Below are 23,345 nucleotides of genomic sequence, written 5' to 3' on the forward strand. Positions count from 1 at the left end.
GGGACTCATCCTGCCTTTGGCGGGGTTGTTGCTAGGCTTCGTGTCGCGAGGACGGTTTGATGGGCGTTTTGCAATCTAGGTCAGGGCAGGTTGGCCAATTTGTGGGTTTAATGTGGGTTTAATTAAGCCAAGCTCACCGGAGTGGAGTCGGTGAAACTGCCAGCAGTGTCTGTCAGAAGTATGGTGTTAAGGCAATCGTTCTTATGACCAGAGCAAGGGAGAGGAAAGGCACCGATCCATCCGCGCTAGCGGGCCGTAGGCCTTTGCGAGAGAAGTCTCGGGATCCCCGCCGCCCCTCACAACCTGCCAAGGATACCGTCCCACCTCCGGCGGAGTCAAAGCTGCGAACGGGATCTGGTCGCCTGCTTCCTGCCCCCAGGGGATCCCTATTGGTTTCCCGTCCTCAACCGCTGCGTCTTGCCCGCCAGAAAGCCATTGCTCGTCTGCGCCAACGGGCTGCCCGGCCTCGCCGCTTGAGACGTTCTCCCTCTCTCGGGCAAGTGTTGCTCAGGGGATTAAGCTTAAGTCTCATCCTGGGCCTGACGATGGCGGGCCTCTCGCAACTGCTGCAATCGACCACCGCTGGCCGGATAGAACAGGCCACGACGCAGCTTGGGGATCCTCCCCCGCCGGCATTGCCAAGTGACATTCTGCGGGGAGAAGCGATCCCGGCTTTGCAGGAGCGCTTGGCCGCTTTGGCCGACCAACCGGGCTTGACGGCAGGGGCTCTGTTCTGGGAGGTGGAAACCGGCGCCTTTGCTGGGGTTAGGCCGGATCAGGCTTTTCCTGCCGCCAGCGTGATCAAGATCCCCATTCTCTTGGCTTTTTTCCAGGCTGTGGAAACCGGACAGGTGCGGCTGGATGAACAGCTCACTCTGCGGGAAGATCTCAAGGGAGGGGGAGCTGGTGTGTTGCAAACCCGACCCCTCGGATCCCAGGTTTCTGCTTTGGAAGCGGCCACCCTGATGATCACCCTCAGCGACAACTTCGCCACCAATCTGATCATCGATCGCCTGGGTGGACAGGAGGCTCTCAACCAAAAATTTCGCCAGTGGGGGCTACAACACACGCAAATTTCATGGTGGCTACCGGATCTGGAGGGCACCAACACCAGCAGCCCGCGCGACATGGTTTGGCTGCTCAGCCAGGTGGAACAGGGGCGCATGCTCAGCCGCCGCAGCCGCGACCGTTTTCTGGACATTCTCTGGCGGACCCAACGGCCCTCCTATTTCCGGCCCAACTTGGGTCAAGAGGTGCGCATTGCCCACAAAACGGGAACCTTGAGCTCCGTGGTGGGGGATGCTGGGATCCTGGATTTACCCAACGGGCGGCGCTATGTGGCGGCGGTGTGGGTGAAGCGAGAAACCCCCAACGACCCCAGAGCTGAAGAGCTGATCGCCAGCCTGTCGCAAGCAGCCTACGAGTTCTGGTCTGCTCCTGGATCCGCCCCGCCATCCCGAACAGACACCACCGGCAGCCCGCAACCCTGAGTCCCCCACTCCGCAAATCTTTCCATATTGCTACGCAACGCTTACGCGAACGCAGTAGCAGTGCGGAGCACTATTCCAGGCAGAGCACAAATGCCAGAGTGGAGAAACAGGCGTTGAGGGAAAACGATATTGCTACGCAACGCTTACGCGAAGGGGCACCTGGTCAGCATCAACCCCACCACCGGAGAGGAATTGGCTCGCTACCCCGTTTTCGACGCTGGGCAGATCCAAAGCTGTATCGCCCAAGCCCACGAGCGGTTTCAGAGCTATCGTCGGATCCCGTTTGCTCAGCGATCCGCCTGGCTGAAGCGGGTGGCAGGGATCCTGGAGGAGCGCAAAGCGGAGTTTGGCCGCCTAATCAGCCTGGAGATGGGCAAAACCTTGGCCTCTGCCGTTGCGGAAGTGGAAAAATCCGCTTGGGTTTGTCGCTACTATGCCGAGGAGGCAGAGGGATTCTTGGCCGAGCGCTCCATATTGCTACGCAACGCTTACGCGAACGCCAGCGATGCCAGCCGCAGCGGGATCCGCTACCAGCCGCTGGGGGTGATTTTGGCAGTGATGCCCTGGAACTTTCCCTTTTGGCAGGTGTTTCGCTGTGCCGCCCCGGCCCTGATGGCGGGCAATACCCTTCTGCTCAAACATGCTTCCAACGTGCCCCAATCGGCTTTGACCCTGGAGCGGATCTTTCAGGAGGCGGGATTTCCGCCAGGGGTCTTTCAAACCCTGCTGATCACAGCAGCCCAGGTGGCAGAGGTGGTGGCGGATGAACGGGTGCGGGGGGCCGCCCTCACCGGCAGCGAAGCCGCCGGCTCCAGCCTGGCCCGTTTGGCCGGTCAACATCTGAAAAAAACGGTGTTGGAACTGGGAGGGAGCGATCCCTTCATCGTGCTGCCCAGCGCCGATCTGGAGGCAGCAGTCGCCACAGCGGTCACGGCCCGTCTGATCAACAACGGCCAATCCTGCATTGCCGCCAAACGATTTATCCTACACAGGGCTATCGCCGAACCTTTCACGGCTGCCATGACGGAGCGATTTCGCCAGCTCAAGGTGGGGGATCCCTTGGATCCGCAAACCGATGTGGGGCCTCTGGCTACTGCCAGCATTCTGCAAGAGGTGGATGGACAGGTGCAGGCTTTGGTGCAGGCGGGGGCCAAAGTTCACATCGGTGGCTCCCCCTGGGGAGGGAATTTTTACCCGCCCACAATCCTGAGCGACATCCCCCCGGATCATCCGGTGGCCCACCAGGAGGTGTTCGGGCCGGTGGCGCTGCTGTTCACCGTCCCGGATGTGTCGGCAGCCATTGAGCTGGCCAACAACACGCCCTTTGGCCTGGGTGCCAGCGCCTGGACAACCGATCCAGAGGAACAAGAGCGCCTGCTGGAGGAGCTGGAGGCGGGATCCGTGTTCATCAATGGCATGGTCAAGTCCGACCCGCGCCTTCCCTTCGGCGGCATCAAACGCTCAGGGTATGGACGGGAACTGAGCCGGGAAGGGATCCTGGAATTTGTAAATGTCAAAACCATTTGGGTGAAGTGATGGCGGAGACTCCTCAAAGGGATCCCCAGCCGGCGACGGATCCTGTAATCAAGCTGGATCAATTCCTCAAGCTGGCGGGGGTTGTTCCCACCGGCGGGCAGGCCAAGCAGCTCATCCAAGCGGGGCAAGTGCGGGTGAATGGCGAGGTGGAAACCCGGCGGGGACGCAAGCTGCGCCCTGGGGATGAAGTGGCCGTGGGAGGTGGAGTTTGGCGAGTGCGCCTGGATAAGACCCCAAAGTCAGATCAGTGAACGGGTCAGTGCAACCGGATCAAAAGAAGCATGGCCAAGGCCCCGATTCCCCCTGCCACCGCAAACTGCCACTCCAGCCCCCACAGCAGGCAGGCAACTCCGGCCAGGATCTGGATCCCACCGGTGATCCAGTAGGGGAGGCGCGGCGGATCCACCAAGCCGTTGAGCCAGTGACCCAGCCCCATTTGCCACAGCCAAAACACCCCCAGGTATGGGCTCAAAGCTGCCAAAGGGGTACGCCCGACAGAGGGCAGCACCGAGAGGATCATGCCCTGGGCGATCACCAACGTCCACACCAAACCCACAAAGTAGAGGTGGGCCAGTCCGGCTGTTCGAAACTCCGGCAAGCTAGTCTGCCGCACCATGTAGCCCAACCCAATCAGGGAAATCACCAGCCACAGCCAGTTGATGTTGGCCTCTTGGTGAAACTGGGTGGCAGCAAACCCAATCCCCAAAAGGACGGCCCAAACCAGGTACACCCGCCGACAAATGTTCCAGAAGGGAAGAGGGGATCCCAGGGGTTCCATTTGCATGGCCTTCACCTAATCGACGACGACAATGCGGCCCACCATGCTGGGGTGGATATCGCAGAAATATTCCTGGATCCCAGCTACTTCGAACACCACCGCTTTGCTCTCGTTGCGACTTAGCCGTCCCGTCCCTTGAAACTGCGCTCCCTCCACAGGAGTAGCCGTGTGGGGGGTGGAATCCAGGTTGGTGAAGGTCACCTTGCCCCCCCGCTTGAGGGTAACCTCCGAGGGCAGGTATTGAAACCCCCGAATGATTACCTCTGCTGCCGCCGTTGCTTCGACAGGGTCCCGCCCCGCAACAGAGCTGGCTTGTCGCCACCGATCCACGGCCAAGATGGCCCCCGCATTGAGCAGGGATCCCAGCCCACTGAGCAACAGCAACCGCCGCGTCATTGGCATAGGGCTTTCTCCACACAGGTTAGGAAGCGAAAAAAAGCTGAGGCGTTCAGAAGAAGGCGATTGCGACAGCGGTGTGGAACACCTTGACCTCCAAAGAACCTCCAAAGATCTCCAAACCCCAAGATCCTACAGAGGACGTTGGAAGGCTTTGGAGATCAGCGCCGGTGGGGGTTCTACACCTTGCTGTCGCCGGGGGTTGGCGGCTTTAGCTGGAAGTCATCGCCGGCAGGGGCTTTACACCTTCAGGATCCAGCGCTCCCGACTCTCGGCGCTGACAAAGGGGGCAGGCACCACCAGAATGCTGGGATCAAGGCTGTGGAACACGGCCCGGATTGCAGTGGCATGGGCAACTTCGTTGGGGCCAATGGTGCTGGCGGCAGCCACCAGGTCTTTGTTGGAAAGCTGGGTAAACGCGTCGTTGTAAGCCAAGGCTGCATCGAACTCCAGAGCCAGGGCCAGCTTGGCAATGTTGGCATCGGAGTCGAGATTGCCTTCTTTGTTGTCGATGTAGGTGGAAAGGTCGTAGCTATCCCGGGCCCGAGAGGGGATCCCCCCCAGTTGCCGCACGGCGCCCGCCAGCAGATCCCGGTGCTGTTCGTGATCCTTCAGGTTCTTGGTGGCCACTTCCAACACGATCTTGCCCACCTCAGTATTGCTCAACTTGCCGGCAGCGGTTTTGTAGGCCCAGATTGCCTGCTGTTCCAAGTCAATGGCCGCGTTGAGGATGGCGATGTCGGCAGTGTTGGACTGGGCGGCACCGGGCAGGGTGCGCAATCCAATTGCTCCACCTACGCCCGCCAGCAAACCAGCCAACAACAAGCTGCGGCGGGAGGTTGCAGGGCTGGGATCCCATTCGGCGGCCAATTGAGGCAGAGCGAAGGGAGTCTTCGAAGTTTTCATCTCAAGTCTCCTGTCTCGAAAGATGGCAACCAACCTTCAGGGGCTTGCTCTGGGTCGGGCAATTCCCTCTGGCCTGGTCTGATGGAGATACGCCGTGGATGCCGCCGCGGATGCCTGAGGGAAGAGATTTTCGTGGTCAAATAGCCATGAAATGCCTCCTCGAACTCCCCTCTCCCTCTGGGAGAAGGTCCGGGCTATCTTAAAAGCGTGTCCAACGGCTCCAGTGGGGGCCAGCATTCGGTCGGTAGTGTCGTTATCCATCCATGCGATTCTGGGCGTGAACCTGCACCTTGCTCTGCCGGAGGCCAGCCTACAGAGCTACGCCACCTGGATTGAGGCGCGTATTCGGGAGGGTCAGGGCGCTCAGGTGGTTACCTGCAACCCGGAAATGATCATGCAGGCGCAGCGGGATCTGGCCTTTGCCCAGGTGCTGCAAGCGGCGGAGCTGGTGATCCCCGATGGCATTGGGGTGGTGTGGGCCCTGCGGCGGCAGGGGATCCGCGTCCAGCGGGTGCCGGGGATCGAGCTGGCAGAAACCCTGATCCCGTTGGCGGCAGAACGGGGGTGGCGCTTGGCCCTGGTGGGGGGAAGGCCGGAAGTCAACCGGGCAGCAATTCGATATTGGCAAGCCCAGTGTCCTGCTTTGGCCCTCTGGGGCTACCACGGCTACTTCTCTAGCGAGGAAGAAAAAGAGCTTCTGCAAGCTCTCCAGGAATTTCGACCGCAACTGGTGTGGGTGGGGCTGGGATCCCCGCGGCAGGAGCTGTGGATCCAAAAGTGGCGTCCCCTTTTGCCCCAAGCCATCTGGATGGGGGTGGGGGGCAGCTTGGACATTTGGGCCGGCCAAAAACGGCGAGCGCCCCGTTGGTGGCGTGACCATCACCTGGAATGGTTGTATCGTCTCTATCAGGAACCCTGGCGCTGGCGACGCATGTTAGCTCTGCCCAGCTTTGTCTGGCGAGTGCTGTGGGATCCCTCTTCTCGTTTGCGCCCCTAGTCTGCCGGCGCTCTCTCCCTCCTCTGTCTAGGCGCTTACTATGGTGATCGGTCAGCACATCGGCTATCCTCCTCGCTTACACCGTTGGGCGGGTACGGCTCCGACCCCTCATCCCCCTGCCCCAGCCCATCCAGAGGCCACCCTGGGCTTTTACAGCAGCACCCAATCCGGATCCCTGCAAGCCCCGGCCAGCATGGTGTCCTTGCGGGGCGTGAGCAAGGTCTTTCCCAACGGCAACTTAATTTTTCAGGATGTGAACTTGGAGGTGCGCCGCGGCGAGTTTGTGTTCGTAACTGGGGTCTCCGGGGCGGGCAAGTCCACCCTGCTGCGGCTACTCTACGGGGCGGAACAGGCCACCGAGGGCACGGTCATCGTCGATCAAGTCTGTCTCTTTTCTTCTGAAGGGCGGCGGCGACCCTACCGCATCCCACCGCGTCCGCTGGCCATGTTGCGGCGGCGCTTGGGGGTGGTTTTCCAAGATTATCGCCTTCTGGCCAACCGCACCCTGGCAGAAAATGTGGCCTTCGTGCTGCGCGCCCAAGGGCTGTCCCCCGCAGAAATCCGCCGTCGCATCGGGCCGACCCTAAAGATGGTGGGGCTGACCGAAAAGCGAGATCACTTTCCCCATGAGCTTTCGGGGGGGGAACAGCAGCGCCTTAGCCTGGCCCGTGCCATTGTCAACATGCCGGTGCTGCTGCTGGCGGACGAGCCAACAGGAAACCTAGATCCGGAAAACTCCCTCTTGGTTCTCCAGATTTTGGAGCGGCTCAATTCCTTTGGGGTGACCGTCATCATGACCAGCCACGACCCCTATCTGGTGGAGCGGGCCGGCCACCGGGTGGTGCGCATGGAGGGAGGGCGCCTGTATGATCTGCGCTGAGGGCTGCCGGGATCCCTATTTTGCTCTCCACAGGCTCTGTTGAGCTCCAGGGGGCAAGGGTCTGAGCCCATTGATTGTTGGATGGAGAACAGCATGCAATCTCTCTCCCGATTTCTCAATAAAATCCGCTATCTCCTACAGGAGACTTTTTTGGGGTTGCGGCGGGGGGGCTGGCTGAACTGGGCCGCTGTGAGCACCCTGCTGGTGTTGCTGTTCTTGGTGGGGATCGGCGTTGAGCTGTCCTGGGGCGTGGATGCCACGGTGCAGTCGCTGGGAGGACAACTGGAGATCTCCGTCTACCTGGAGCCGGAACGGCAGGGGGTGGAGCTGCAACCTCAGGTCGCCCAACTGCCTCATGTGGCCGAGGTGAAGGTCATCACCAAAGACCAGGCTTGGCGCAACCTTTTGCTGGAAATGGGGATCCAAGACGAGGCGGCCATGGAAACCCAGTTGGGGGAGAACCCCTTGGTGGATGCTCTGCGGGTTAAGGCGGATTCCACCGAAGCCTTGGGGGAAGTGGCGGAGCAGATTCGCCAACTGGAAGGGGTGGATGAGGTCTACTACGGCGACCGCATTGTGGAGCAACTGGCCCAGCTCCAGGACCTGCTGCGGCTGGGATCCCTGACCATTACCGGCGTGTTGGCCCTGACAGCGGTGGCGGTCATCACCACCACCATTCGCCTCATCGTCATGGCGCGGCGGCGGGAGATCGAGGTGATGCAATTGGTGGGGGCGACGGCAGCCTGGATTTACTTGCCCTTTATTTTGCAAGGGTGCCTGTTTGGGGTGATCAGCGCAGTGGGAGCTTGGGGATTGGTCTTGGGATCCCAGCAGTTGCTGCAGGAGCTGCTGGAGCAGTTGATTGCCTTGCCCTTTCTCAAGGTGATGCAGGCAGATCGCAGCCAACTGGAGTTTTGGTTCTTGCCGTCAATGTTATTGGGGATGGGGGTTTTTCTGGGCACCACCAGCAGCTTGATCGCGGTGCGCAAGTCGGCAGGGCGCTGAGCTGGAGGCGATGCTGAGGAAAGCCCTGGATATTCCAATCTGAGGATCGCCATAGGATAAGATGATGGACTCTACTTCCCTGGCTTTCCAAGATCTGGCCGCCATGAACCCATTGCCTCCTCCCGCCCACCCTTACCAATTCCGCGCTTTGGGCCTAGTTAAGGGATCCCTGAAATCGATCCCCAAGACTTATGCACAGGCAATTTTGGTTGCCTCTGACGGAGCAGAATATCCGGCTACCCCCGGACGCGCCGAGCTTCTCGGCCCCTTCGAGCACTGCATCAAGAGCGGCCATACCTACTGGTACTACGTGCAGCCGCAGCCGCGTTCAGGGGGGGCTTTGGGCTTGAGCATCATCCGCATCCTGGCCCTGCCGGAAGAGGAGCAAGACCCAGAGTGGGAAGAAGAACCGTTTTTGCCTGCCCCTGAGGACACAGAGGAAGGCTTTAACATCCGCGGCATTGTCGAGCCCCACGATGGCTTTGTTGAGGTGACCGTGCGGCGCAAGCCCCAGGGAACCAAGCAATTTGCTCCTCTGCAATTGCGCTTGGAAGGGTTCTTGCCCGGAGCTGTGGCGGGCGAGTTTTGGGATCTGTTGGCAGAGCGAGAGGGCAACAAACTGCTGTTGGTGGATGGTACCCGCCTGTTGACCGCAGTAGCCTAGCTATCTAGATTGGCCCTGCTTGAGAACCTTAAAATAAAACAAAGAGCTTCCCAACCGATGGTGTCTGCTGCCGGCTTGTCCCAACGGGTCGCCCATCTATCCCCTTCCCCCACGCTATCCATTTCGGCTCTGGCTAAAGCCATGCAGGCAGAGGGGCTGGATGTGTGTAGCTTGAGCGCAGGCGAGCCGGATTTCGATACACCTGACCACATTCGGGCCGCGGCCATCCGTGCTCTGGAAGATGGCAAAACCCGCTACGGCCCCACCGCTGGGATCCCCGCCCTTCGCCAAGCAGTGGCCGATAAGCTGCGGCAGGAAAACGGCCTGGAGTTCAGCCACGACCAAATCCTGATCAGCAACGGCGGCAAGCAAACCCTGTTTAACCTGGCCATGGTGCTGCTGGATCCCGGCGATGAAGTGATCCTGCCTGTTCCCTACTGGGTCAGCTACCCCGAAATTGCGGCTTTGGCAGGGGCAAAGGTTGTGCGGGTGCAGACGGAAGAGGCCCAGGGGTTCAAGCTCACCGCCGAGCAATTGCGCCAGGCCCTCACCCCCCGCAGCAAGCTGCTGATTCTCAACTCACCGGCCAACCCTACCGGAGCCGTTTACCACCAGCACGAGCTGGCAGCTCTGGCAGAGGTGATCCTCTCGGCCCCCAACCTGTACGTGATCTGCGACGAGATCTACGAAAAGCTGGTCTACGGACAGGCCCGCCACATCAGCCTGGGATCCCTTTGCCCTGACTTGATGCCGCGCCTGATTCTCAGCAGTGGCTTTGCCAAAGCCTACGCCATGACCGGCTGGCGGGTGGGCTACTTGGCCGGGCCCAAGCCCATCATCGAGGCAGCCATCAACCTGCAAAGCCACAGCACCTCCAATGTGTGTACCTTCGCCCAGTACGGTGCTCTGGAAGCCCTGACCAGCCCCCTATCGGCAGCAGCTGTGGAAAAAATGCGCCAAGAATTCTGGCAGCGGCGAGATCTGATGCTGGACGGGATCCGCACCTTGCCGGGGGTGACTTGCCCGGAGCCAGAAGGTGCATTTTATGTGTTTGTCAACATCGGCCAAACCGGGTTAAGTTCGGTGGAGTTTTGCCGGCAGCTGCTCAAGGAACACCACGTGGCTGCTGTGCCGGGGGTAGCCTTTGGGGCAGATTCCTACATTCGCCTTTCCTATGCTGCCGATCGCACCACCCTCGAAAAAGGGCTGCAGCGGCTGCACCGGTTTGTGGCTTCCCTCTGAGGATTGAAAAGAGCGGATGGATCCCCGCAGGCCATCCCCAGTGGCGGAATCCCCATTAGAGGTGTGAACACCATTGCTTAACCCTAGCTATAGTGTTAGGGGATGGGCTACGAGGGGATAACTCATGTCTGGCAGAACGGCGCTTGTCATCACCGTTGCCTGTTTGAGTGGGGGATCCGGAAAGACCACAGCCGCCCTCAACTTGGCCATCATGCTGGCCGAGCATGGCAAGACGCTGGCTGTTGACTTTGACCCACAGGGCAACCTGAGCCAGTGGATGGGCTGGACGGATCTGTCGGAGTCGGCCACCATTGCCGAGACGATTTTGCCGGGGGCGGATCGGGTTCACATTCGGGAGATTATCCGTCCGCCGTTGAATGAGGATCGCCAGGAGCGGCTGTGGTTGGCCCCCAGCGATTACAGTCTCTCGCGGGCTATGGATGCGATCGTGATGGAGCCGGGGCGGGAGCTGTTTTTGAAGCGGGCTTTGCGACCGATTTTGCCGGAGTATGACTTTTTGGTCATCGACAGCCCCCCCTCGAAAGGGTTGCTCACCTACAACAGCATTCTCAGCGCCGATCTGCTGGTGGTGCCGACGGAATGTACCCAAAAGGGGGTGATGGGGGCCCTAAGTACCCTGGTGCTGTTGAAAGAATTGGAAGAGCTGGATTTTCATGTGCCCAAGTTTTTGGGGGTGCTCCCCACACGGGAACAGTGGGTGGGCAACAACCGCACCAAAATGTCGCGGGCCGCGGTGGAAGCCTTGGCGGAAATGATGCAAGGGATCCCCATTTTCACGCCGGTGCGGCAAAGTACGGTCGTTCAGCAAACCAACAGCATGGGCTGGTCGTTGGCGGAGGCAGGGGAAGATCTCCTGGCCCAACCTTATCGCGAGATCCTCAAGGCTGTGCTGGAGGCCCGCTAACATGGCTACTGCCAAGAAGCCTCCCAAAAAAAAATTGCCCACCGGCCCCACCAAGGCGGATCTGCTCTCGCGCATGGGGGTGAATAAGCAGCCAGAGCCGATGGAACCTGCACCTACGGCTGCCGATGGCGTTGAGGCTCCGCACCGTCCAGAGGACAACAGGGGGACGGATTCCCTGGATCTGCCTCACCCTGCGGCATTAGATGTTGAGCCCGATCCATCTGCCGCCGCCTCGTCCCCTCTGTGCCAGGTTGCCACAACCCCACCAGAGGCAGGACGGATGCCTCTCCTGGCCAGTGTGCTCTCCACACCTGAAGCTCCTTCTCGGGATGCGGATCCCTTGTCCAACTTGTCGCCCGCTCCGGTCGAGGTGGAAAGGGTTGTCTCCCCACCCCAGGTCAGTCTGGCCAAATGGGCCAATACTTCGCTGCCAACTGAAAAGCCAGCCGAGCTTTTGCCCCCTGCTACTGCTTGCACCGACAATGGGGTTCGCCGCAATGGCACCCCCAATGGGCAGGGTGCCCAGTCGGATCCCCGCGAGGCTCTGGATGCACAACTGGGCCTGCAAAAGCTTACCCTCAAATGGTCTGCCGAGAGGGTAGAAAAGCTGGGATCCCTGGAAAGCGCCACCGGGCTACCGGGCGAGATTTTGCTGGAAGTCCTGCTGGATCATTGGGAACAATTGCCCAAGCCCTTGCAGCAAGATTGCCTCCTGCAAGCCCACCGCATTCGCGTCGAGCGGCTGGTGATCAGCCAAAACTTCACCATTGCCACGATTGAGCAACTGCTCTTCACGTCAGCGTTGCGCAACAACAACGAGCAGCATCTGCTTTGAGTTCTGGCCGGTTGGCCTGGGAAATTCCCCCTCAAGATCTCCGCCAGTATGCCAGACAACAGGGATCCCTGTTCCTGTGCTAGGGTCAAAATGGTTCTGTTGGCTTTTCGCGCTTTTCGGCCTGTGCTCTCTCCCCCTCGCTACCTGGCGGCAACCCAACCTCATTATTCTCAAGCGTATTTCCCACTGATTTTCTATTTTTTCCTTCTCCGTATTTCTCCCATCCTTTAGGGGACAACATCGCGGCCGAATCTTCTTTAAGGCGACCAGGTTGTAGTGGAGCGGCAACAGTTGATGAAAGAACTTGATTTGGCCAAAGCTGTAGAGCAACGGCGCACCTTTGCCATTATTTCCCATCCCGATGCGGGGAAGACCACCCTCACCGAAAAGCTGCTGTTGTACGGGGGGGCCATTCAAGAAGCGGGAGCTGTGAAGGCCCGTCGGGCGCAAAAGCGGGCCACTTCCGACTGGATGGAACTGGAAAAGCAGCGGGGTATTTCCATCACCTCTACCGTCCTGCAATTTGATTACCGCAACATTCGTCTCAATCTGCTGGATACTCCCGGCCACCAGGACTTCAGCGAAGACACCTATCGCACCCTGGCAGCGGCTGACAATGCCGTGATGCTGGAAGATGCCGGCAAAGGGTTGGAAACCCAGACCCGCAAGCTGTTTGAAGTGTGTCAGATGCGGGGGCTGCCGATTTTTACCTTTATCAACAAGATGGATCGCCCAAGTCGGGATCCCTTGGAGCTGATGGATGAAATTGAGACAGAACTGGGCCTCAAGCCCTATCCTGTCAACTGGCCAATTGGCTCAGGCGAGCGGTTTACTGCGCTATTTGACCGTCGGACTCAGGAGTTTCATTTCTTTGAGCGGGTATCTGGGGGGCGGCTAAAAGTTCAAGATACCGTTATTAAACTTGGGGATCCACAAATTGAGGAGTTGATCGACAAAGACTTGTATTACCGATTCAAGGAAGAGCTGGAACTGCTGGATGGTCTCATGCCCACCTTGGATCTAAAACAAGTGCATTCCGGCAAACAAACCCCGGTCTTTTTCGGCAGTGCCATGACCAATTTTGGGGTGGAGCTTTTCCTCAATGCATTTTTGGAGTATTCCTTACCGCCAATGCCTCACGAGAGCACTGCTGGGCTAATCCCGCCCGAACATCCTGAGTTTACGGGCTTTGTCTTTAAGCTGCAGGCCAACATGGATCCCCGCCATCGGGATCGCGTCGCTTTTGTACGCATCTGCTCCGGCAAGTTTGAGAAGGATATGGTGGTCAACCATGCCCGACTCAATCGTTCGATCCGTCTATCCTATCCCCAGAAGTTGTTTGCTCAAGAGCGCATCTCCATCGACGAAGCTTACCCTGGGGATGTGATCGGCCTGAATAATCCCGGCATCTTCACGATTGGAGATACTATCTACACCGGCCCGAAATTGCGCTACGCCGGGATCCCCAGCTTTTCTCCTGAGCTGTTTGCCTACTTGAAAAATCCCAATCCTTCTAAGTTTAAGCAGTTCCAGAAGGGGGTAGCGGAACTGCGGGAAGAAGGAGCTGTGCAAATCATGTACTCTATCGACGATTCCAAACGGGATCCGATTGTGGCAGCGGTGGGCCAATTGCAGTTTGAGGTTTTGCAGTATCGCCTTGAAAGTGAATACAACGTCGAAACCCGACTGGAGATGTTGCCCTACACCCTGGCCCGCTGGGTCGAGAATGGCTGGAAGGCGCTGGAGAATATTCCCAGCTTGTTTAACACCCTAGTTGTTAAAGACATTCAAGACAGGCCCGTTCTTCTGTTTAAGAACGAGTGGACTTTACAGCAATTTGCTGCCAGCAACCCTAAAATCAAGCTCAGCAAAATTGCCCCTATCTCGGATCTCGGCCCAGAATTGGGTGACGGCCAATAGATCAACCTAAGAGAATCCGTCTCAAAGAGCCTTAGGTTCTGACATTCAGTCGAGATGCCATCGGTCTCCACAGTAGCTGTGTTGACATTCTTGGATTTCTGAGCAAACCCCTCACACAGATCGCAGCAATTCCCCCATCTTTTTCCTGCATCGTCCAGGGACAGAGGGAGTGAACCATGCCTTTCTTCTCCAACCTGGGATCCGATTCTCCCCACTTTGGCGCTGCCCTCAGTGCTTGTGCGCCACTTTGCGAACGCTCCTTGTGGGGACTGGATCCGCAAGCCGTTTTTTTGAATCACGGCTCCTACGGCGCGACCCCGAAAAAGGTGTTGCAGGCCCAGAGTGTATGGCGGGAACGCCTTGAGGCTCAGCCGGTGCAGTTTATGGGAGAGGAACTTCCTCGAGCCTTGCGGGCGGCGGCAGCAGAACTGGCCCATTTCGTCGGGGCCGAACCCGAAAATTTGGTGTTTGTGGAAAATGCCACCAGCGGGGTCAATGCCGTTTTGCGCTCGCTGCGGTTCCGGCCAGAGGATCAGATCGCCTGCACCAATCACGGTTACGGGGCCGTTCGTCAGGCATTGCAGTACATCTGTGCCCAGTGGGGAGCCATCCCAGTTGAGGCGCAGATCCCTTTCCCCATTGCGGGGCCAGAGCAGGTTATCGCGGCCTTCGAGGCCATCCTCACTCCCCAAACTCGCCTGGCGGTGTTGGATCACCTCACCTCGCCTACGGCTCTGATCTACCCCCTGCCTGAGCTGATCGGCCTCTGTCGGGAGCGCGGGATCCCGGTTTTGGTGGATGGCGCCCATGCCCCCGGAGTTCTCCCCTTGGAGTTGGAAAAGCTAGGAGCCGATTGGTACACCGGCAATGCCCACAAGTGGCTGTTTGCCCCGAAAGGCTGTGCCTTTTTGTGGGTGGCCCCCTATCGACAGGCCCAAACTCATCCTACGGTGATCTCCCACGGCTATGGGCAAGGGTTCACAGCGGAGTTCGACTGGGTGGGCACACGGGATCCCAGCGCTTGGTTGGCCATTTCAGCAGCCCTGGCGTTTATCCAAGGGGTGGGACTGGACAACATCCGTCAGCACAACCACACTCTGCTGCTGCAGGCGCGGCAGTTGCTCTTGGAGGCTCTTGAGGGGATCCCGCCCGCCCCCGAAAAGATGTTGGGCTTTATGGCCACCCTACCCTTGCCGCCATTTTGGCAGCAGTGGATCCCTGAGCTGCCTCTTGGGGAGCGCGCCCGTCGCCTGCACGATTACCTGTGGCACACGTACCGCATTGAGGTTCCGATCATCCCCTTCGCCGGGCAGCTTTGGGTACGCATCTCGGCCCAGGTCTACAACCGTTTGGCAGAGTACGAACAGTTGGCGCTGGCCTTGCAGCATCTGCCCTGAGGTTTTGTCGGTTGAGCCGCTTTCACGACATTGCAAGTATAGTTGCTTCGCACACCAGTAAAACGATTCCAGATCTATGGTCAATTCAGTTGAGGATGAGATGACGTTACAGGTAGGATGGCATGCCAGTAGACCTCAGAAAGAAGCCTTGACCTAAGAGAGAGTCGTAGGGCATGTCCAGGAAGGGAGCAGACCCACAGACGTACAAAGCCGGTCATACAGCGGAAGGGAAGGGTATGGGAGTCGGTAAAAGCAGCGCGGAACGCTTGGGGAGCGTCTCAATCTAGTTTGAAGCGACCGCAGTGCTTTCAAGAGGGCAAGGATGCATGCAGATGGAGGAACTTCTGTTGATGAAGTGACAAGGCCTGCTTTTGCAAGTCGGACTATTCTACTGGCCAGTGTCTCATTGCTATTTGAATTGACTATCTGAAAAAGTCAGAAAACGTATCCCGCAGATCCGAAAGCCGATCGTTGAAGCAAGTCAGCCGATCCCCTGCGGAGTTCACCAGCGTCAGATCTGCCCGACCGGTTGCCCCTTCGGATCCCAGTAGAGGAACGCTCATGCGGCTGGGATCCGTGGGATTCTGGGAAACGCGGATGACGGCTCGATCGCGGTTAAATTGATAAGCCTCGGCCACATAGCGGATGGGCTCGCTCAAGGTGGGATCCACCGGCAGCCCTGGGGCCGGCAGGAGATCCACCAGCTCGGTGAACGTGCCACTCCGCAGGCCCACCACGGCAGCAGCTCCCAACTGGTTACAAATGGCAATGAGAACCGGCTCTTGGGCAGTGGCGGTGAGGTTGGCCAAGGTAACCGTGACCGTGGCGCGGCTGGCTGCCGGCGGGTAGGTGACCTCAAAGGTGCGGGCAAAGGCATTGCCCAGCTCGTCGCGGGCGCGAAAGCGAAGCTGCCCGGTGTAGGGCAGGATGGAAGAAAAGTAGATGCCAAAGCGGTCGCTGGGACTCCGTCCGGGGATATTGGCCTGTCCGGGGACATAGGCAAGGGCAGCCCGGCTTTGCCACTGATTGGGCGGGGTGTAGGGCAGCAGCGGGCCACTGGTGAAGTTGGGGGGTTCTTTGGGGGGCAGATCCGGCTGGCCATCTCTGTTCAAATCCAGGCCATTGCCCAAAAAGGCCACCGAGCGCTGTAAGAGGATGGGGCGGTTTTGGTTATCCAGAGGGGGATTCCGCCTCTCTGCCAGCCCGGCGTTGTCCACATAGACATTGAGGGGGCGATTTAGGATTTGGTTATCCCGTTGCCGCCGCATGTTGAACTGTAGGTAAGGCCCCACTGCGCCCGCTGCCGGGGATCCCCCTGTAATTTCAAAATCATCTGCCCGCAGAAAGACATTTTCCAGTGGGCCCAGGGGAGTGGTTCCCTCGCCGCAACCGACCAAGCTGAGCGCCAAGAGCGCCAAAGTTATATAAGCTACAGCAGGGCAACCTTTTGCGGTGGGGGAATCCGAGCCCCCACAAGAGGCACGCTTTGGCTTCAGCATTCATCTCCTCTCCACAGATCCACAACAAACACCTTGGCGAGGGTTCGACCCAACCGGACTAGGTTGAAGGATGGGCAGGGATCCCCCACCGGATTCGCCTGAACCACTATACCGTGAGCCTCGGTTCAGCTCCCACCATCCCTAGGGGGTTGGCGGCAAGGGGCAAGAAATGGGGGCGATCGCCACCCCTCATCTTCTGTAGAGGCTTGATAGCCTAGAGGGAGCGAGATGTGGATACCCATGTCAGATACTCCTGCGGTCTTGGTAGAGCAACTTCAAAAGCGCTACGGATCCACAGTGGCCGTGGCGGACGTCTCGTTTCAGGTGGAACCCGGCCAGATCTACGGCATTCTCGGCCCCAATGGGGCCGGCAAGACCACCACTTTGCATTGCCTTTGCACCTTGCTTCGTCCCGATGCGGGCCGGATAGAGGTGTACGGGATCCCGGCCAGCGAAAACCCCAAAGCGGTACGAGAAAAACTGGGGTTTGTCGCCCAAGAGGTGGCCTTGGATAAGGTGCTGACCGGGCGAGAATTGTTGCAGTTGCAGGCCGACCTCTACCACCTGCCGCGCCCCCTGGCCCAAGAGCGAATCGCTGCCGTCCTGGAGCTGCTGGGGCTGACCGACCGCGCCGACCAGCGCATCGGTACCTACTCCGGCGGGCTGCGCAAACGCTTGGATCTGGCGGCAGGACTGCTCCATCAACCCCAGGTGCTGGTCTTGGACGAGCCCACGGTGGGCCTGGACATTCCCAGTCGGCTGGCCATCTGGGATTTTTTGCGCCAACTCAAGAACACAGGGATCACAGTGGTGCTCAGCAGCCACTACCTGGAGGAGATCGACCTGCTGGCGGATCGGGTGGCCATCATCGACCGGGGCAAGGTGATTGCCGAGGGAACCCCCGAGGAGCTGAAAACCCGCGTCGGCGGCGAGCGCATCACCGTCAAGCTGCAGGAATTTGCCCCGGCGGAACTGGCCCAACGGGGTGCCCAACTGCTGGGATCCCTGCCCTTTGTCCAGAAGGTGGTGATCAACAGCGCCCAGGGCAACGCCCTGAACCTGGTGGTGCAGCGGAATGGAGAGGATCCCCTCAGCCAGATCCGCGCTCACTTGCAAGCTCATGGGCTAGAGGTGTTCAGCAGCACCCAGTCTCGTCCCAGCTTGGATGATGTGTATTTGGCGGCAACCGGGCAAACCCTGATGGACGCGGAGCTGGCCGCTGCCGAGGCCAATCTGGGCAAAAAGAAAAAGTAACTTCATCACCTCATGCTCGAGCCCTATTGATCCCTATACAAATGATCCCTATACAAAGGCACATCGAGGTATTTGGTAGATGGATTTGGAATGGATTGATTGATCGCAACCCTACAGGAGCTTTGGTATGAACTCTGCCTCTTCCTCGGTTCAACCCAACCCGATCCCCCTTCTGACGGCTGATTTTTGGCAGGAGACCTTTGCCCTCACCCGCCGCTTGTTTATCCAACTGCAGCGTCGCCCCACAACCTTGCTGGCCGGCATTATCCAGCCGTTGCTCTGGCTGATTCTATTTGGAGCCTTGTTTCAGAATGCTCCTGCCGGCATTTTCGGGGCCGGACAAAACTACACCCAGTTTTTGGGGGCGGGAGTCATCGTGTTTACGGCTTTTGGTGGAGCCTTGAATGCCGGGGTGCCGGTGATTTTCGACCGAGAATTTGGCTTTTTGAACCGGTTGTTGGTGGCTCCCCTCACCTCTCGTTTTTCCATTGTTCTTGCTTCTAGCCTGTTTATCGTCAGCTTGGCGTTGCTGCAGACGGCGGTGATTGTGGGGGCAGATTACGCCCTTGGGGCCGGGATCCCCGACGGGCCAGGCTTGGCGGTGGTGGCCCTGATCGTGGGCCTGTTGGTCTTGGGCTTTACGGCGCTGAGCTTGGGCTTGGCCTTTGCCATGCCGGGGCACCAGCAATTGCTGGCTTTCATCTTTTTGGTCAACTTGCCCCTGATCTTTTCCAGCACGGCCTTGGCTCCCCTGAGCTTTATGCCCACCTGGCTGCGTTGGGTGGCCAGCCTCAACCCCCTCACTTTTGCCATCGAGCCCATTCGCCATGTCTACCGCAGCGATAGCTGGAGCTGGGCCGATGTGGTGCTGCAGGCTCCCTGGGGCGATCTCACCCTGGCGGGATCCCTGGGCCTTTTGACGGGGTTTGTGGGGGTGTCGGTTCTACTGGTGCAGGGGGTGTTGCGCAAAAGCTTGGCCTGAGCATCTCTGCCCAGGCTGTGCCGCTCAAAGCCACTGGCGGGAAACGGACTTCTCCATAGCTGCCTGTGCCCGCTGCACCAGAGCCAGGGGGCTGTCCTGGGCTGGGGAAACGCTGAGAGAAGGAGTAAGGCTGCGAGCCTGCAGAGCCATGTGGAGCTGCAGTTCGGTTACGTACTCCCGCAGGCCAAAGTTAGACCCAGAAGAAGAAGGAGCCGCTGAAGAGGGGTGAGACACAGACATCACGGCAAAGAGTCCTTCGCGAAATGGCCACTGTTGCTCTGCTAAGGTATCACGCCCACCCCTTTTCCGAAGCTTCCAAAATGTTAGCTTTGATTAAGATTTGCAACCGTTTGGCCATGGTGGTGCTCAAGGATTGGCAGCGCTCCAAGTTGGATCCCAGCGACGATGCCCTCTTTTACAGCTATCCTCGCTTCGTGACTCATGTGGATTCTGGCTTCATCGGCCAGCTCACCGATCTGTACCGCGAGCATCTGCGGCCCCAGACCCGCATTCTCGATCTGATGAGCAGTTGGGTCTCCCATTTGCCACCTGAGATGGAGTTTGCCCATGTGGAGGGGCATGGGATGAACCCTGAGGAACTGGCGGCCAACCCCCGGCTGGATCACTTCTTCATCCAAAACTTGAACCAAAACCCAAGTCTGCCCTTCCCTGATCAATCCTTCGACGCGGTGCTAAACACGGTCTCGGTGCAATATCTGCAGCAGCCAGAGCAGGTGTTTGCCGAGGTGTATCGCATCCTAAAGCCCCAGGGCCTCTTCATCGTCAGCTTCTCCAATCGCATGTTTTTCCAGAAGGCGATCCAGGCTTGGCGGGACAACTCTGAGGCGGGGCGAGTGGAGTTGGTCAGGCGCTATTTTGAGTCGGTGCCGGGGTTTGCGGTGGTGAAGGTGATCCAGCGGCCTGCCCCTATGGGTTGGCTGGGCTTTTGGGCAGGCGGAGGCGGGGATCCCTTCTATGCCCTAATTGGACAGCGGACGGCGGGGTAGAATTCTCCAGCTTGCCTGTGGCGTGCAGGCGGGATCCTTGGAAATATCCAACAAGACTCCAGCATCCACCAGATCTTGCAGCTGTGTTATCCTCGCTACCCTCAGAGGTCTGTCTTGTTCTCCGGTCTTTCTGACAGTTCTTCCCCACAAAACGGCAATCCTTCCCCCCTACCCATCTCGGCAATTGGGGAGGCAGGGCTGCTGCAGATCGTGCAGCGCTACTGTCCGGCCCAGGTGGTGGGAGACGATGCGGCGGTGTTAGCTGCTCCGGAGGGGCAGTTGGTGGTGACAACCGATGTGTTGGTGGAGGGAGTTCACTTCAGCGATTTGACGACCCCGGCCCATGCGGTGGGCTGGCGCGCGGTGGCCGCCAATCTATCGGATCTGGCCGCGATGGGATCCCGTCCGCAGGCGTTGGTGGTGGGTTTGGGCTTGCCGGGATCCACGCCGGTCGCTTGGGTGGAGGAGCTTTATCAAGGGATGCGGGACTGTTGCGCCCGCTGGGAATGCCAACTGGTGGGAGGGGATCTGTGTCGGTCGCCGCATCGATTTGTGGCAATCACGGCCCTGGGATCGGTGCAGCCGGGGCGGGCTATTCAGCGCAGACGGGCTCAACCCGGCGATTGGCTGGTGGTAACAGGGCCCCACGGAGATGCGCGGGCAGGCTTGGAGCTGCTTCTCCATCCTGAACAGGGATCCTCAGCCACGGCAGCCGAGCGCGAGCAGTTGATCAGGGCTCACCAATACCCACGCCCGCGCCTGGATCTGGTGCCCCTCTTGGAAGGGATCCCGGATCCCTTGCGCATTGCCGGCATGGATACCAGCGATGGTTTGGCAGATGCCCTGGTGCAGGTGTGTCAGGCCAGCGGGGTGGCGGCGAGGATCGAGGTGGAGCGGATCCCGATTTCAGAAGCTTTGCGGCAGGCTTTTCCGGCCCAAGCCTGGGAGTGGGCGCTCTATGGAGGCGAAGATTTTGAGCTGCTCCTCAGTGCCGAGGTGTCGGTGGCCAAGCATCTGTTGGAAAGATTGCCGGGGGCCGTTTGGATTGGAGAAGTGACAGGCTGGGATCCGCAGGGAACCGTCTGGCTGAAGGACGGGCAAGCCCTCAGCCGTCAACAAGCCTTCCAGCATTTCTGAGAGAAGTTGTGCTGCAGGATGGCCACCCAAACTGCCAACAGTTGAAAACAAATCGACTTGTGGGAGAAAACAAGCCCTAGGAAGGATTCGATAACCTAGAAGTGGAGAGAAGCTGAGACAAGGAAGCAAATTGACTTGGAATAGCTTCAGGCAACTGCTCAGAACTCGGCAGAACTTGGAGAAGCATTGGAGACTCTACTCATGAAAGCTATCTTAACAGCAGCCATTCTTGGCCTGGCCGGGATCCCTGCGTTGGCCCCCTTGCCCAGTTCGGCTCAGCCGCTTTTTGAATTGGGTGCCTACCGCCTTGAGCAGGGGACGATTATCCCGGTCGGCAGCCTGAGTAGCGAAGGGCCGCAATACTTTTATCCCGACACCGTCTATCCCCTGGAAGTGGCCGTTACTCAGAACATTTTTGACAGCCAGGGGCGCTTGGTGATCCCGGCGGGTAGCCGCATTTTTGGACAGATGGAACCTGCACCGGGCGGATCCCGCTTTGTCGGTACTTCTATTGTTCTCGGCGGTCGTACCTACAGCCTACGGGCTTCCTCCAACATCCTCCACGACGAAAAGGATCCCCGTCAGTATTCGGCTGAGGCCATTGCTCAAGATGCAGCCATTGGGGCAGCCGCAGGGGCCATTTTGGGGGCGATCACGGGCGGAGTCTCGGTGGGCAATGTCTTAGGAGGCGCCGTGACTGGAGTGGTGGTGGGCAATGTTACCGCTCCCCAGGTGGTGGTGCTGCGCCCCGGCCAATCTTTCAATCTAACTTTGGAAGCTCCGCTGACTTTGTGAGGTGCCGTTTGGAGATTCCTCTGGGAGTGTTGAGGGTCGGCGACTTGTGATTCACTGGGGATCAAGTTGCCGATCCCTGTTTTCATTTCATGGCTACTGAATCCAAGCCCACTTCCCCCCTCTCCTCCACCGAGCACAGGTTTACGGCTGGAGAGGAGAGCTTCACCTACCAAGCGCTGGCCGGTTGGCAGACCCTTTTTCAGCGGGAAAAACCGGTGGCCGAGATCTTTCACGTCGCCTATCTGAAGCAAGACTCTGCTGCCCAGCACCGCCCTCTCACTTTTGTGTTCAACGGTGGGCCTGGGGCAGCCTCTGCCTACCTGCACATGGGAGCGCTGGGGCCCAAACGGATTTGCTTCGGGCCCAATGGCAGTTTGCCTCCCTCTCCGGTGCGGCTGGTGGACAATGCCGAAAGCTGGCTGCCCTTTTCCGACCTGGTCTTTGTCGATCCGGTGGGGACGGGGTTCAGCCGCGCCCTGCCCAAGGATTCTCAAGACCCCAAAGATTCCCGGGAGAAATCCGATCCGGCATCCAAGCCCCCTCAGCCGGATGCTAAGGCGGAGGAGCCTCCTAAGGAATCGCCTTTCTGGGATGTGGAGCGGGATTTGCAATCCTTGGGAGAATTCATTCAGGGCTTTCTTTCCCGATACAAACGCTGGCTCTCCCCCATTTTCATTGCCGGCGAGAGTTACGGTGGGTTTCGGGTGGCGCGGCTGGCCAAGGAGCTGCAATCCAAGTTTGGCGTAGGCTTGTCGGGGGCCATTCTCATCTCGCCTGCACTTGAGTTTGGGTTGCTGGAGACCAACGATTACAACCTCAGCACCTGGGCAGCCCTTTTCCCTTCCTATGTGGCCACAGCAGCCCATCATGGACGGTGTGGCTGGGGGGAGGATTTGCAGATCCTGCTGCCCAAAGCAGAACGCTTTGCCCGACAACGTCTGCTGCCCCTCTTGGCTATGGGGGAGGCAATGCCAGAGGCAGAACGGCAAGCGGTGTATCAGGAGATGGCGGCAGGGATCGGCTTATCTCCAGAGTATGTGGCCCACAAAGGCGGGCGGATCGATATCGCCAGTTTTGCCCGCGAGCTGTTGCGGTCGCAGCGACTGGTGCTGGGGCTCTACGATGCTTCTGTAACCACGGTGGATCCCTTTCCGGATCGGCCTACCTTCGAGGGATCCGATCCCACCTTGGATGGGATCGATCGCCTGTTCACGGCAGCCATCAACAGCCACTTGCGAGAGACCTTGCAGGTGGAAACGGAGTTGACCTATCACCTACTGAACCTGGAGGTGTTCAAGTCCTGGCGGTTCACCCCAAAAGGAGAGTTGAAGCAAGGATTCATCGGGGCAATGGACGAGCTGCGCAGCAGCATGGCCCTCAACCCCCACATGCGGGTGAGCATTCATCATGGCTTTTACGACCTGGTCACGCCCTACTTTGCCTCGAATCACCTGGTGGATTTGATGAAGTTGGATCCGCGGTTGAAGGCCAACCTCACCCTACGTCATTATCGCGGCGGACACATGTTCTACACCTGGGATCCCTCGCGATTGGAGTGGTTTACAGAAATGCGTGAGTTTTACTCGAAAACAGCTTCCAGCTCAGAGTCATAACATACTCGCCGGGCGAGGATTCTGGTTCCTGGTTTTGCAGCAGCACTTATAGTCAATTCAAATGGCAATGAGACACTAGCCGGTGCA

The 23,345-nt window shown here is 58.9% G+C and carries 23 protein-coding genes; 18 read left to right on the forward strand and 5 right to left on the reverse strand.

All coding sequences use genetic code 11. The annotated features are described in order from the left end of the window. Window positions 1–389 precede the first annotated feature (389 nt). The 3 genes from NW828_RS00090 (at window position 390) to NW828_RS00100 (ending at window position 3,277) form a co-directional block, all read left to right on the forward strand. On the forward strand, window positions 390–1,490 hold the full coding sequence (locus NW828_RS00090) for a serine hydrolase (protein WP_414380801.1): 1,101 nt from the start codon (window positions 390–392) through the stop codon (window positions 1,488–1,490). A gap of 129 nt (window positions 1,491–1,619) precedes the next feature. Further along, a complete protein-coding gene (locus NW828_RS00095) occupies window positions 1,620–3,026 on the forward strand; it encodes an NAD-dependent succinate-semialdehyde dehydrogenase (protein WP_414380802.1) in 1,407 nt (468 codons plus the stop codon). Then, window positions 3,026–3,277 carry an RNA-binding S4 domain-containing protein gene (locus NW828_RS00100; RefSeq protein ID WP_414347935.1) on the forward strand — a complete coding sequence of 84 codons (252 nt, stop codon included), beginning with the start codon at window positions 3,026–3,028 and terminating at the stop codon, window positions 3,275–3,277. Before NW828_RS00095 ends, NW828_RS00100 begins: the two co-directional genes overlap by 1 nt. 5 nt (window positions 3,278–3,282) lie before the next feature. Here the strand turns inward: NW828_RS00100 and NW828_RS00105 are convergent, their stop codons facing one another. The 3 genes from NW828_RS00105 to NW828_RS00115 form a co-directional block, all read right to left on the reverse strand. Continuing rightward, window positions 3,283–3,810: a hypothetical protein gene (locus NW828_RS00105; RefSeq protein ID WP_414380803.1), complete on the reverse strand. Its 528-nt coding sequence runs from the start codon at window positions 3,808–3,810 to the stop codon at window positions 3,283–3,285. Window positions 3,811–3,819: 9 nt separating this feature from the next. Next, window positions 3,820–4,206: a plastocyanin/azurin family copper-binding protein gene (locus NW828_RS00110; protein ID WP_414380804.1), complete on the reverse strand. Its 387-nt coding sequence runs from the start codon at window positions 4,204–4,206 to the stop codon at window positions 3,820–3,822. Between the two features lie 234 nt (window positions 4,207–4,440). Further along, window positions 4,441–5,106, reverse strand: coding sequence for a DUF4439 domain-containing protein (locus NW828_RS00115; protein WP_414380805.1), 666 nt, complete (start codon window positions 5,104–5,106; stop codon window positions 4,441–4,443). Window positions 5,107–5,353: 247 nt separating this feature from the next. Here NW828_RS00115 and NW828_RS00120 point away from each other — a divergent pair, with 247 nt between their 5' ends. From NW828_RS00120 to NW828_RS00160, 9 genes are all read left to right on the forward strand, one after another. Then, on the forward strand, window positions 5,354–6,103 hold the full coding sequence (locus NW828_RS00120) for a WecB/TagA/CpsF family glycosyltransferase (RefSeq protein WP_011433483.1): 750 nt from the start codon (window positions 5,354–5,356) through the stop codon (window positions 6,101–6,103). 40 nt (window positions 6,104–6,143) lie between these two features. Beyond that, window positions 6,144–6,983, forward strand: a complete 840-nt coding sequence (locus NW828_RS00125; RefSeq protein ID WP_238376738.1) for a cell division ATP-binding protein FtsE — start codon at window positions 6,144–6,146, stop codon at window positions 6,981–6,983. Between the two features lie 93 nt (window positions 6,984–7,076). Then, window positions 7,077–7,988, forward strand: a complete 912-nt coding sequence (locus tag NW828_RS00130) for a cell division protein FtsX (protein ID WP_414380806.1) — start codon at window positions 7,077–7,079, stop codon at window positions 7,986–7,988. A gap of 61 nt (window positions 7,989–8,049) precedes the next feature. Then, complete coding sequence (locus tag NW828_RS00135) at window positions 8,050–8,652, forward strand: hypothetical protein (protein ID WP_414380807.1); 603 nt, start codon at window positions 8,050–8,052, stop codon at window positions 8,650–8,652. 57 nt (window positions 8,653–8,709) lie between these two features. Then, on the forward strand, window positions 8,710–9,894 hold the full coding sequence (locus tag NW828_RS00140) for a pyridoxal phosphate-dependent aminotransferase (protein WP_414380808.1): 1,185 nt from the start codon (window positions 8,710–8,712) through the stop codon (window positions 9,892–9,894). Between the two features lie 124 nt (window positions 9,895–10,018). After that, a complete protein-coding gene (locus NW828_RS00145; RefSeq protein WP_414351212.1) occupies window positions 10,019–10,819 on the forward strand; it encodes a ParA family protein in 801 nt (266 codons plus the stop codon). A 1-nt stretch (window position 10,820) separates the two neighbouring features. After that, window positions 10,821–11,654, forward strand: coding sequence for a hypothetical protein (locus tag NW828_RS00150; protein ID WP_414380809.1), 834 nt, complete (start codon window positions 10,821–10,823; stop codon window positions 11,652–11,654). Between the two features lie 294 nt (window positions 11,655–11,948). Next, the gene (locus NW828_RS00155) at window positions 11,949–13,574 is read left to right on the forward strand and encodes a peptide chain release factor 3 (protein ID WP_414380810.1); all 1,626 of its coding nucleotides are present in this window, start codon (window positions 11,949–11,951) and stop codon (window positions 13,572–13,574) included. Between the two features lie 176 nt (window positions 13,575–13,750). Then, entirely contained in the window at window positions 13,751–14,971 is a 1,221-nt protein-coding gene (locus NW828_RS00160) for an aminotransferase class V-fold PLP-dependent enzyme (RefSeq protein ID WP_414380811.1), read from the forward strand. Between the two features lie 422 nt (window positions 14,972–15,393). Here the strand turns inward: NW828_RS00160 and NW828_RS00165 are convergent, their stop codons facing one another. Further along, on the reverse strand, window positions 15,394–16,389 hold the full coding sequence (locus NW828_RS00165; protein ID WP_414380812.1) for a hypothetical protein: 996 nt from the start codon (window positions 16,387–16,389) through the stop codon (window positions 15,394–15,396). 321 nt (window positions 16,390–16,710) lie between these two features. Between NW828_RS00165 and NW828_RS00170 the strand changes: the two genes are divergently transcribed. Beyond that, window positions 16,711–17,724 carry an ATP-binding cassette domain-containing protein gene (locus tag NW828_RS00170; protein WP_414380813.1) on the forward strand — a complete coding sequence of 338 codons (1,014 nt, stop codon included), beginning with the start codon at window positions 16,711–16,713 and terminating at the stop codon, window positions 17,722–17,724. Window positions 17,725–17,851: 127 nt separating this feature from the next. Further along, entirely contained in the window at window positions 17,852–18,706 is an 855-nt protein-coding gene (locus tag NW828_RS00175) for an ABC transporter permease (protein ID WP_414380814.1), read from the forward strand. Window positions 18,707–18,730: 24 nt separating this feature from the next. On the opposite strand, the gene NW828_RS00180 is transcribed toward NW828_RS00175, so the two are convergent. Then, entirely contained in the window at window positions 18,731–18,946 is a 216-nt protein-coding gene (locus NW828_RS00180) for a hypothetical protein (RefSeq protein ID WP_011433464.1), read from the reverse strand. Window positions 18,947–19,062: 116 nt separating this feature from the next. On the opposite strand from NW828_RS00180, the gene NW828_RS00185 reads away from it, so the two are divergent. The 4 genes from NW828_RS00185 to NW828_RS00200 all read left to right on the forward strand — a co-directional run bounded on the left by NW828_RS00185 (window position 19,063) and on the right by NW828_RS00200 (window position 23,258). After that, window positions 19,063–19,713: a class I SAM-dependent methyltransferase gene (locus tag NW828_RS00185; RefSeq protein WP_011433463.1), complete on the forward strand. Its 651-nt coding sequence runs from the start codon at window positions 19,063–19,065 to the stop codon at window positions 19,711–19,713. A 114-nt stretch (window positions 19,714–19,827) separates the two neighbouring features. Then, on the forward strand, window positions 19,828–20,850 hold the full coding sequence (gene thiL, locus NW828_RS00190) for a thiamine-phosphate kinase (RefSeq protein ID WP_414380815.1): 1,023 nt from the start codon (window positions 19,828–19,830) through the stop codon (window positions 20,848–20,850). 201 nt (window positions 20,851–21,051) lie between these two features. Beyond that, window positions 21,052–21,645, forward strand: a complete 594-nt coding sequence (locus NW828_RS00195) for a hypothetical protein (RefSeq protein ID WP_414356811.1) — start codon at window positions 21,052–21,054, stop codon at window positions 21,643–21,645. Between the two features lie 89 nt (window positions 21,646–21,734). Further along, window positions 21,735–23,258, forward strand: coding sequence for a S10 family peptidase (locus NW828_RS00200; protein WP_414380816.1), 1,524 nt, complete (start codon window positions 21,735–21,737; stop codon window positions 23,256–23,258). Window positions 23,259–23,345: the final 87 nt, after the last annotated feature.

Origin of the sequence: Synechococcus sp. W55.2, from assembly GCF_047461635.1 — a bacterium.
Lineage (GTDB): Bacteria > Cyanobacteriota > Cyanobacteriia > Thermostichales > Thermostichaceae > Thermostichus.

Excerpts from the sequence above, each read along its gene's own strand:
- NW828_RS00100 (WP_414347935.1), top strand. The coding sequence starts at position 3,026 with ATGGCGGAGACTCCTCAAAGGGATCCCCAGCCGGCGACGGATCCTGTA.
- NW828_RS00200 (WP_414380816.1), top strand. The coding sequence starts at position 21,735 with ATGGCTACTGAATCCAAGCCCACTTCCCCCCTCTCCTCCACCGAGCAC.
- NW828_RS00130 (WP_414380806.1), top strand. The coding sequence starts at position 7,077 with ATGCAATCTCTCTCCCGATTTCTCAATAAAATCCGCTATCTCCTACAG.
- NW828_RS00175 (WP_414380814.1), top strand. The coding sequence starts at position 17,852 with ATGAACTCTGCCTCTTCCTCGGTTCAACCCAACCCGATCCCCCTTCTG.
- NW828_RS00185 (WP_011433463.1), top strand. The coding sequence starts at position 19,063 with ATGGTGGTGCTCAAGGATTGGCAGCGCTCCAAGTTGGATCCCAGCGAC.
- NW828_RS00115 (WP_414380805.1), bottom strand. The coding sequence starts at position 5,106 with ATGAAAACTTCGAAGACTCCCTTCGCTCTGCCTCAATTGGCCGCCGAA.
- NW828_RS00155 (WP_414380810.1), top strand. The coding sequence starts at position 11,949 with ATGAAAGAACTTGATTTGGCCAAAGCTGTAGAGCAACGGCGCACCTTT.
- NW828_RS00140 (WP_414380808.1), top strand. The coding sequence starts at position 8,710 with ATGGTGTCTGCTGCCGGCTTGTCCCAACGGGTCGCCCATCTATCCCCT.
- NW828_RS00125 (WP_238376738.1), top strand. The coding sequence starts at position 6,144 with ATGGTGATCGGTCAGCACATCGGCTATCCTCCTCGCTTACACCGTTGG.
- NW828_RS00160 (WP_414380811.1), top strand. The coding sequence starts at position 13,751 with ATGCCTTTCTTCTCCAACCTGGGATCCGATTCTCCCCACTTTGGCGCT.
- NW828_RS00135 (WP_414380807.1), top strand. The coding sequence starts at position 8,050 with ATGATGGACTCTACTTCCCTGGCTTTCCAAGATCTGGCCGCCATGAAC.
- NW828_RS00110 (WP_414380804.1), bottom strand. The coding sequence starts at position 4,206 with ATGCCAATGACGCGGCGGTTGCTGTTGCTCAGTGGGCTGGGATCCCTG.
- NW828_RS00150 (WP_414380809.1), top strand. The coding sequence starts at position 10,821 with ATGGCTACTGCCAAGAAGCCTCCCAAAAAAAAATTGCCCACCGGCCCC.
- NW828_RS00145 (WP_414351212.1), top strand. The coding sequence starts at position 10,019 with ATGTCTGGCAGAACGGCGCTTGTCATCACCGTTGCCTGTTTGAGTGGG.
- NW828_RS00105 (WP_414380803.1), bottom strand. The coding sequence starts at position 3,810 with ATGCAAATGGAACCCCTGGGATCCCCTCTTCCCTTCTGGAACATTTGT.
- NW828_RS00180 (WP_011433464.1), bottom strand. The coding sequence starts at position 18,946 with ATGTCTGTGTCTCACCCCTCTTCAGCGGCTCCTTCTTCTTCTGGGTCT.
- NW828_RS00195 (WP_414356811.1), top strand. The coding sequence starts at position 21,052 with ATGAAAGCTATCTTAACAGCAGCCATTCTTGGCCTGGCCGGGATCCCT.
- NW828_RS00170 (WP_414380813.1), top strand. The coding sequence starts at position 16,711 with ATGTCAGATACTCCTGCGGTCTTGGTAGAGCAACTTCAAAAGCGCTAC.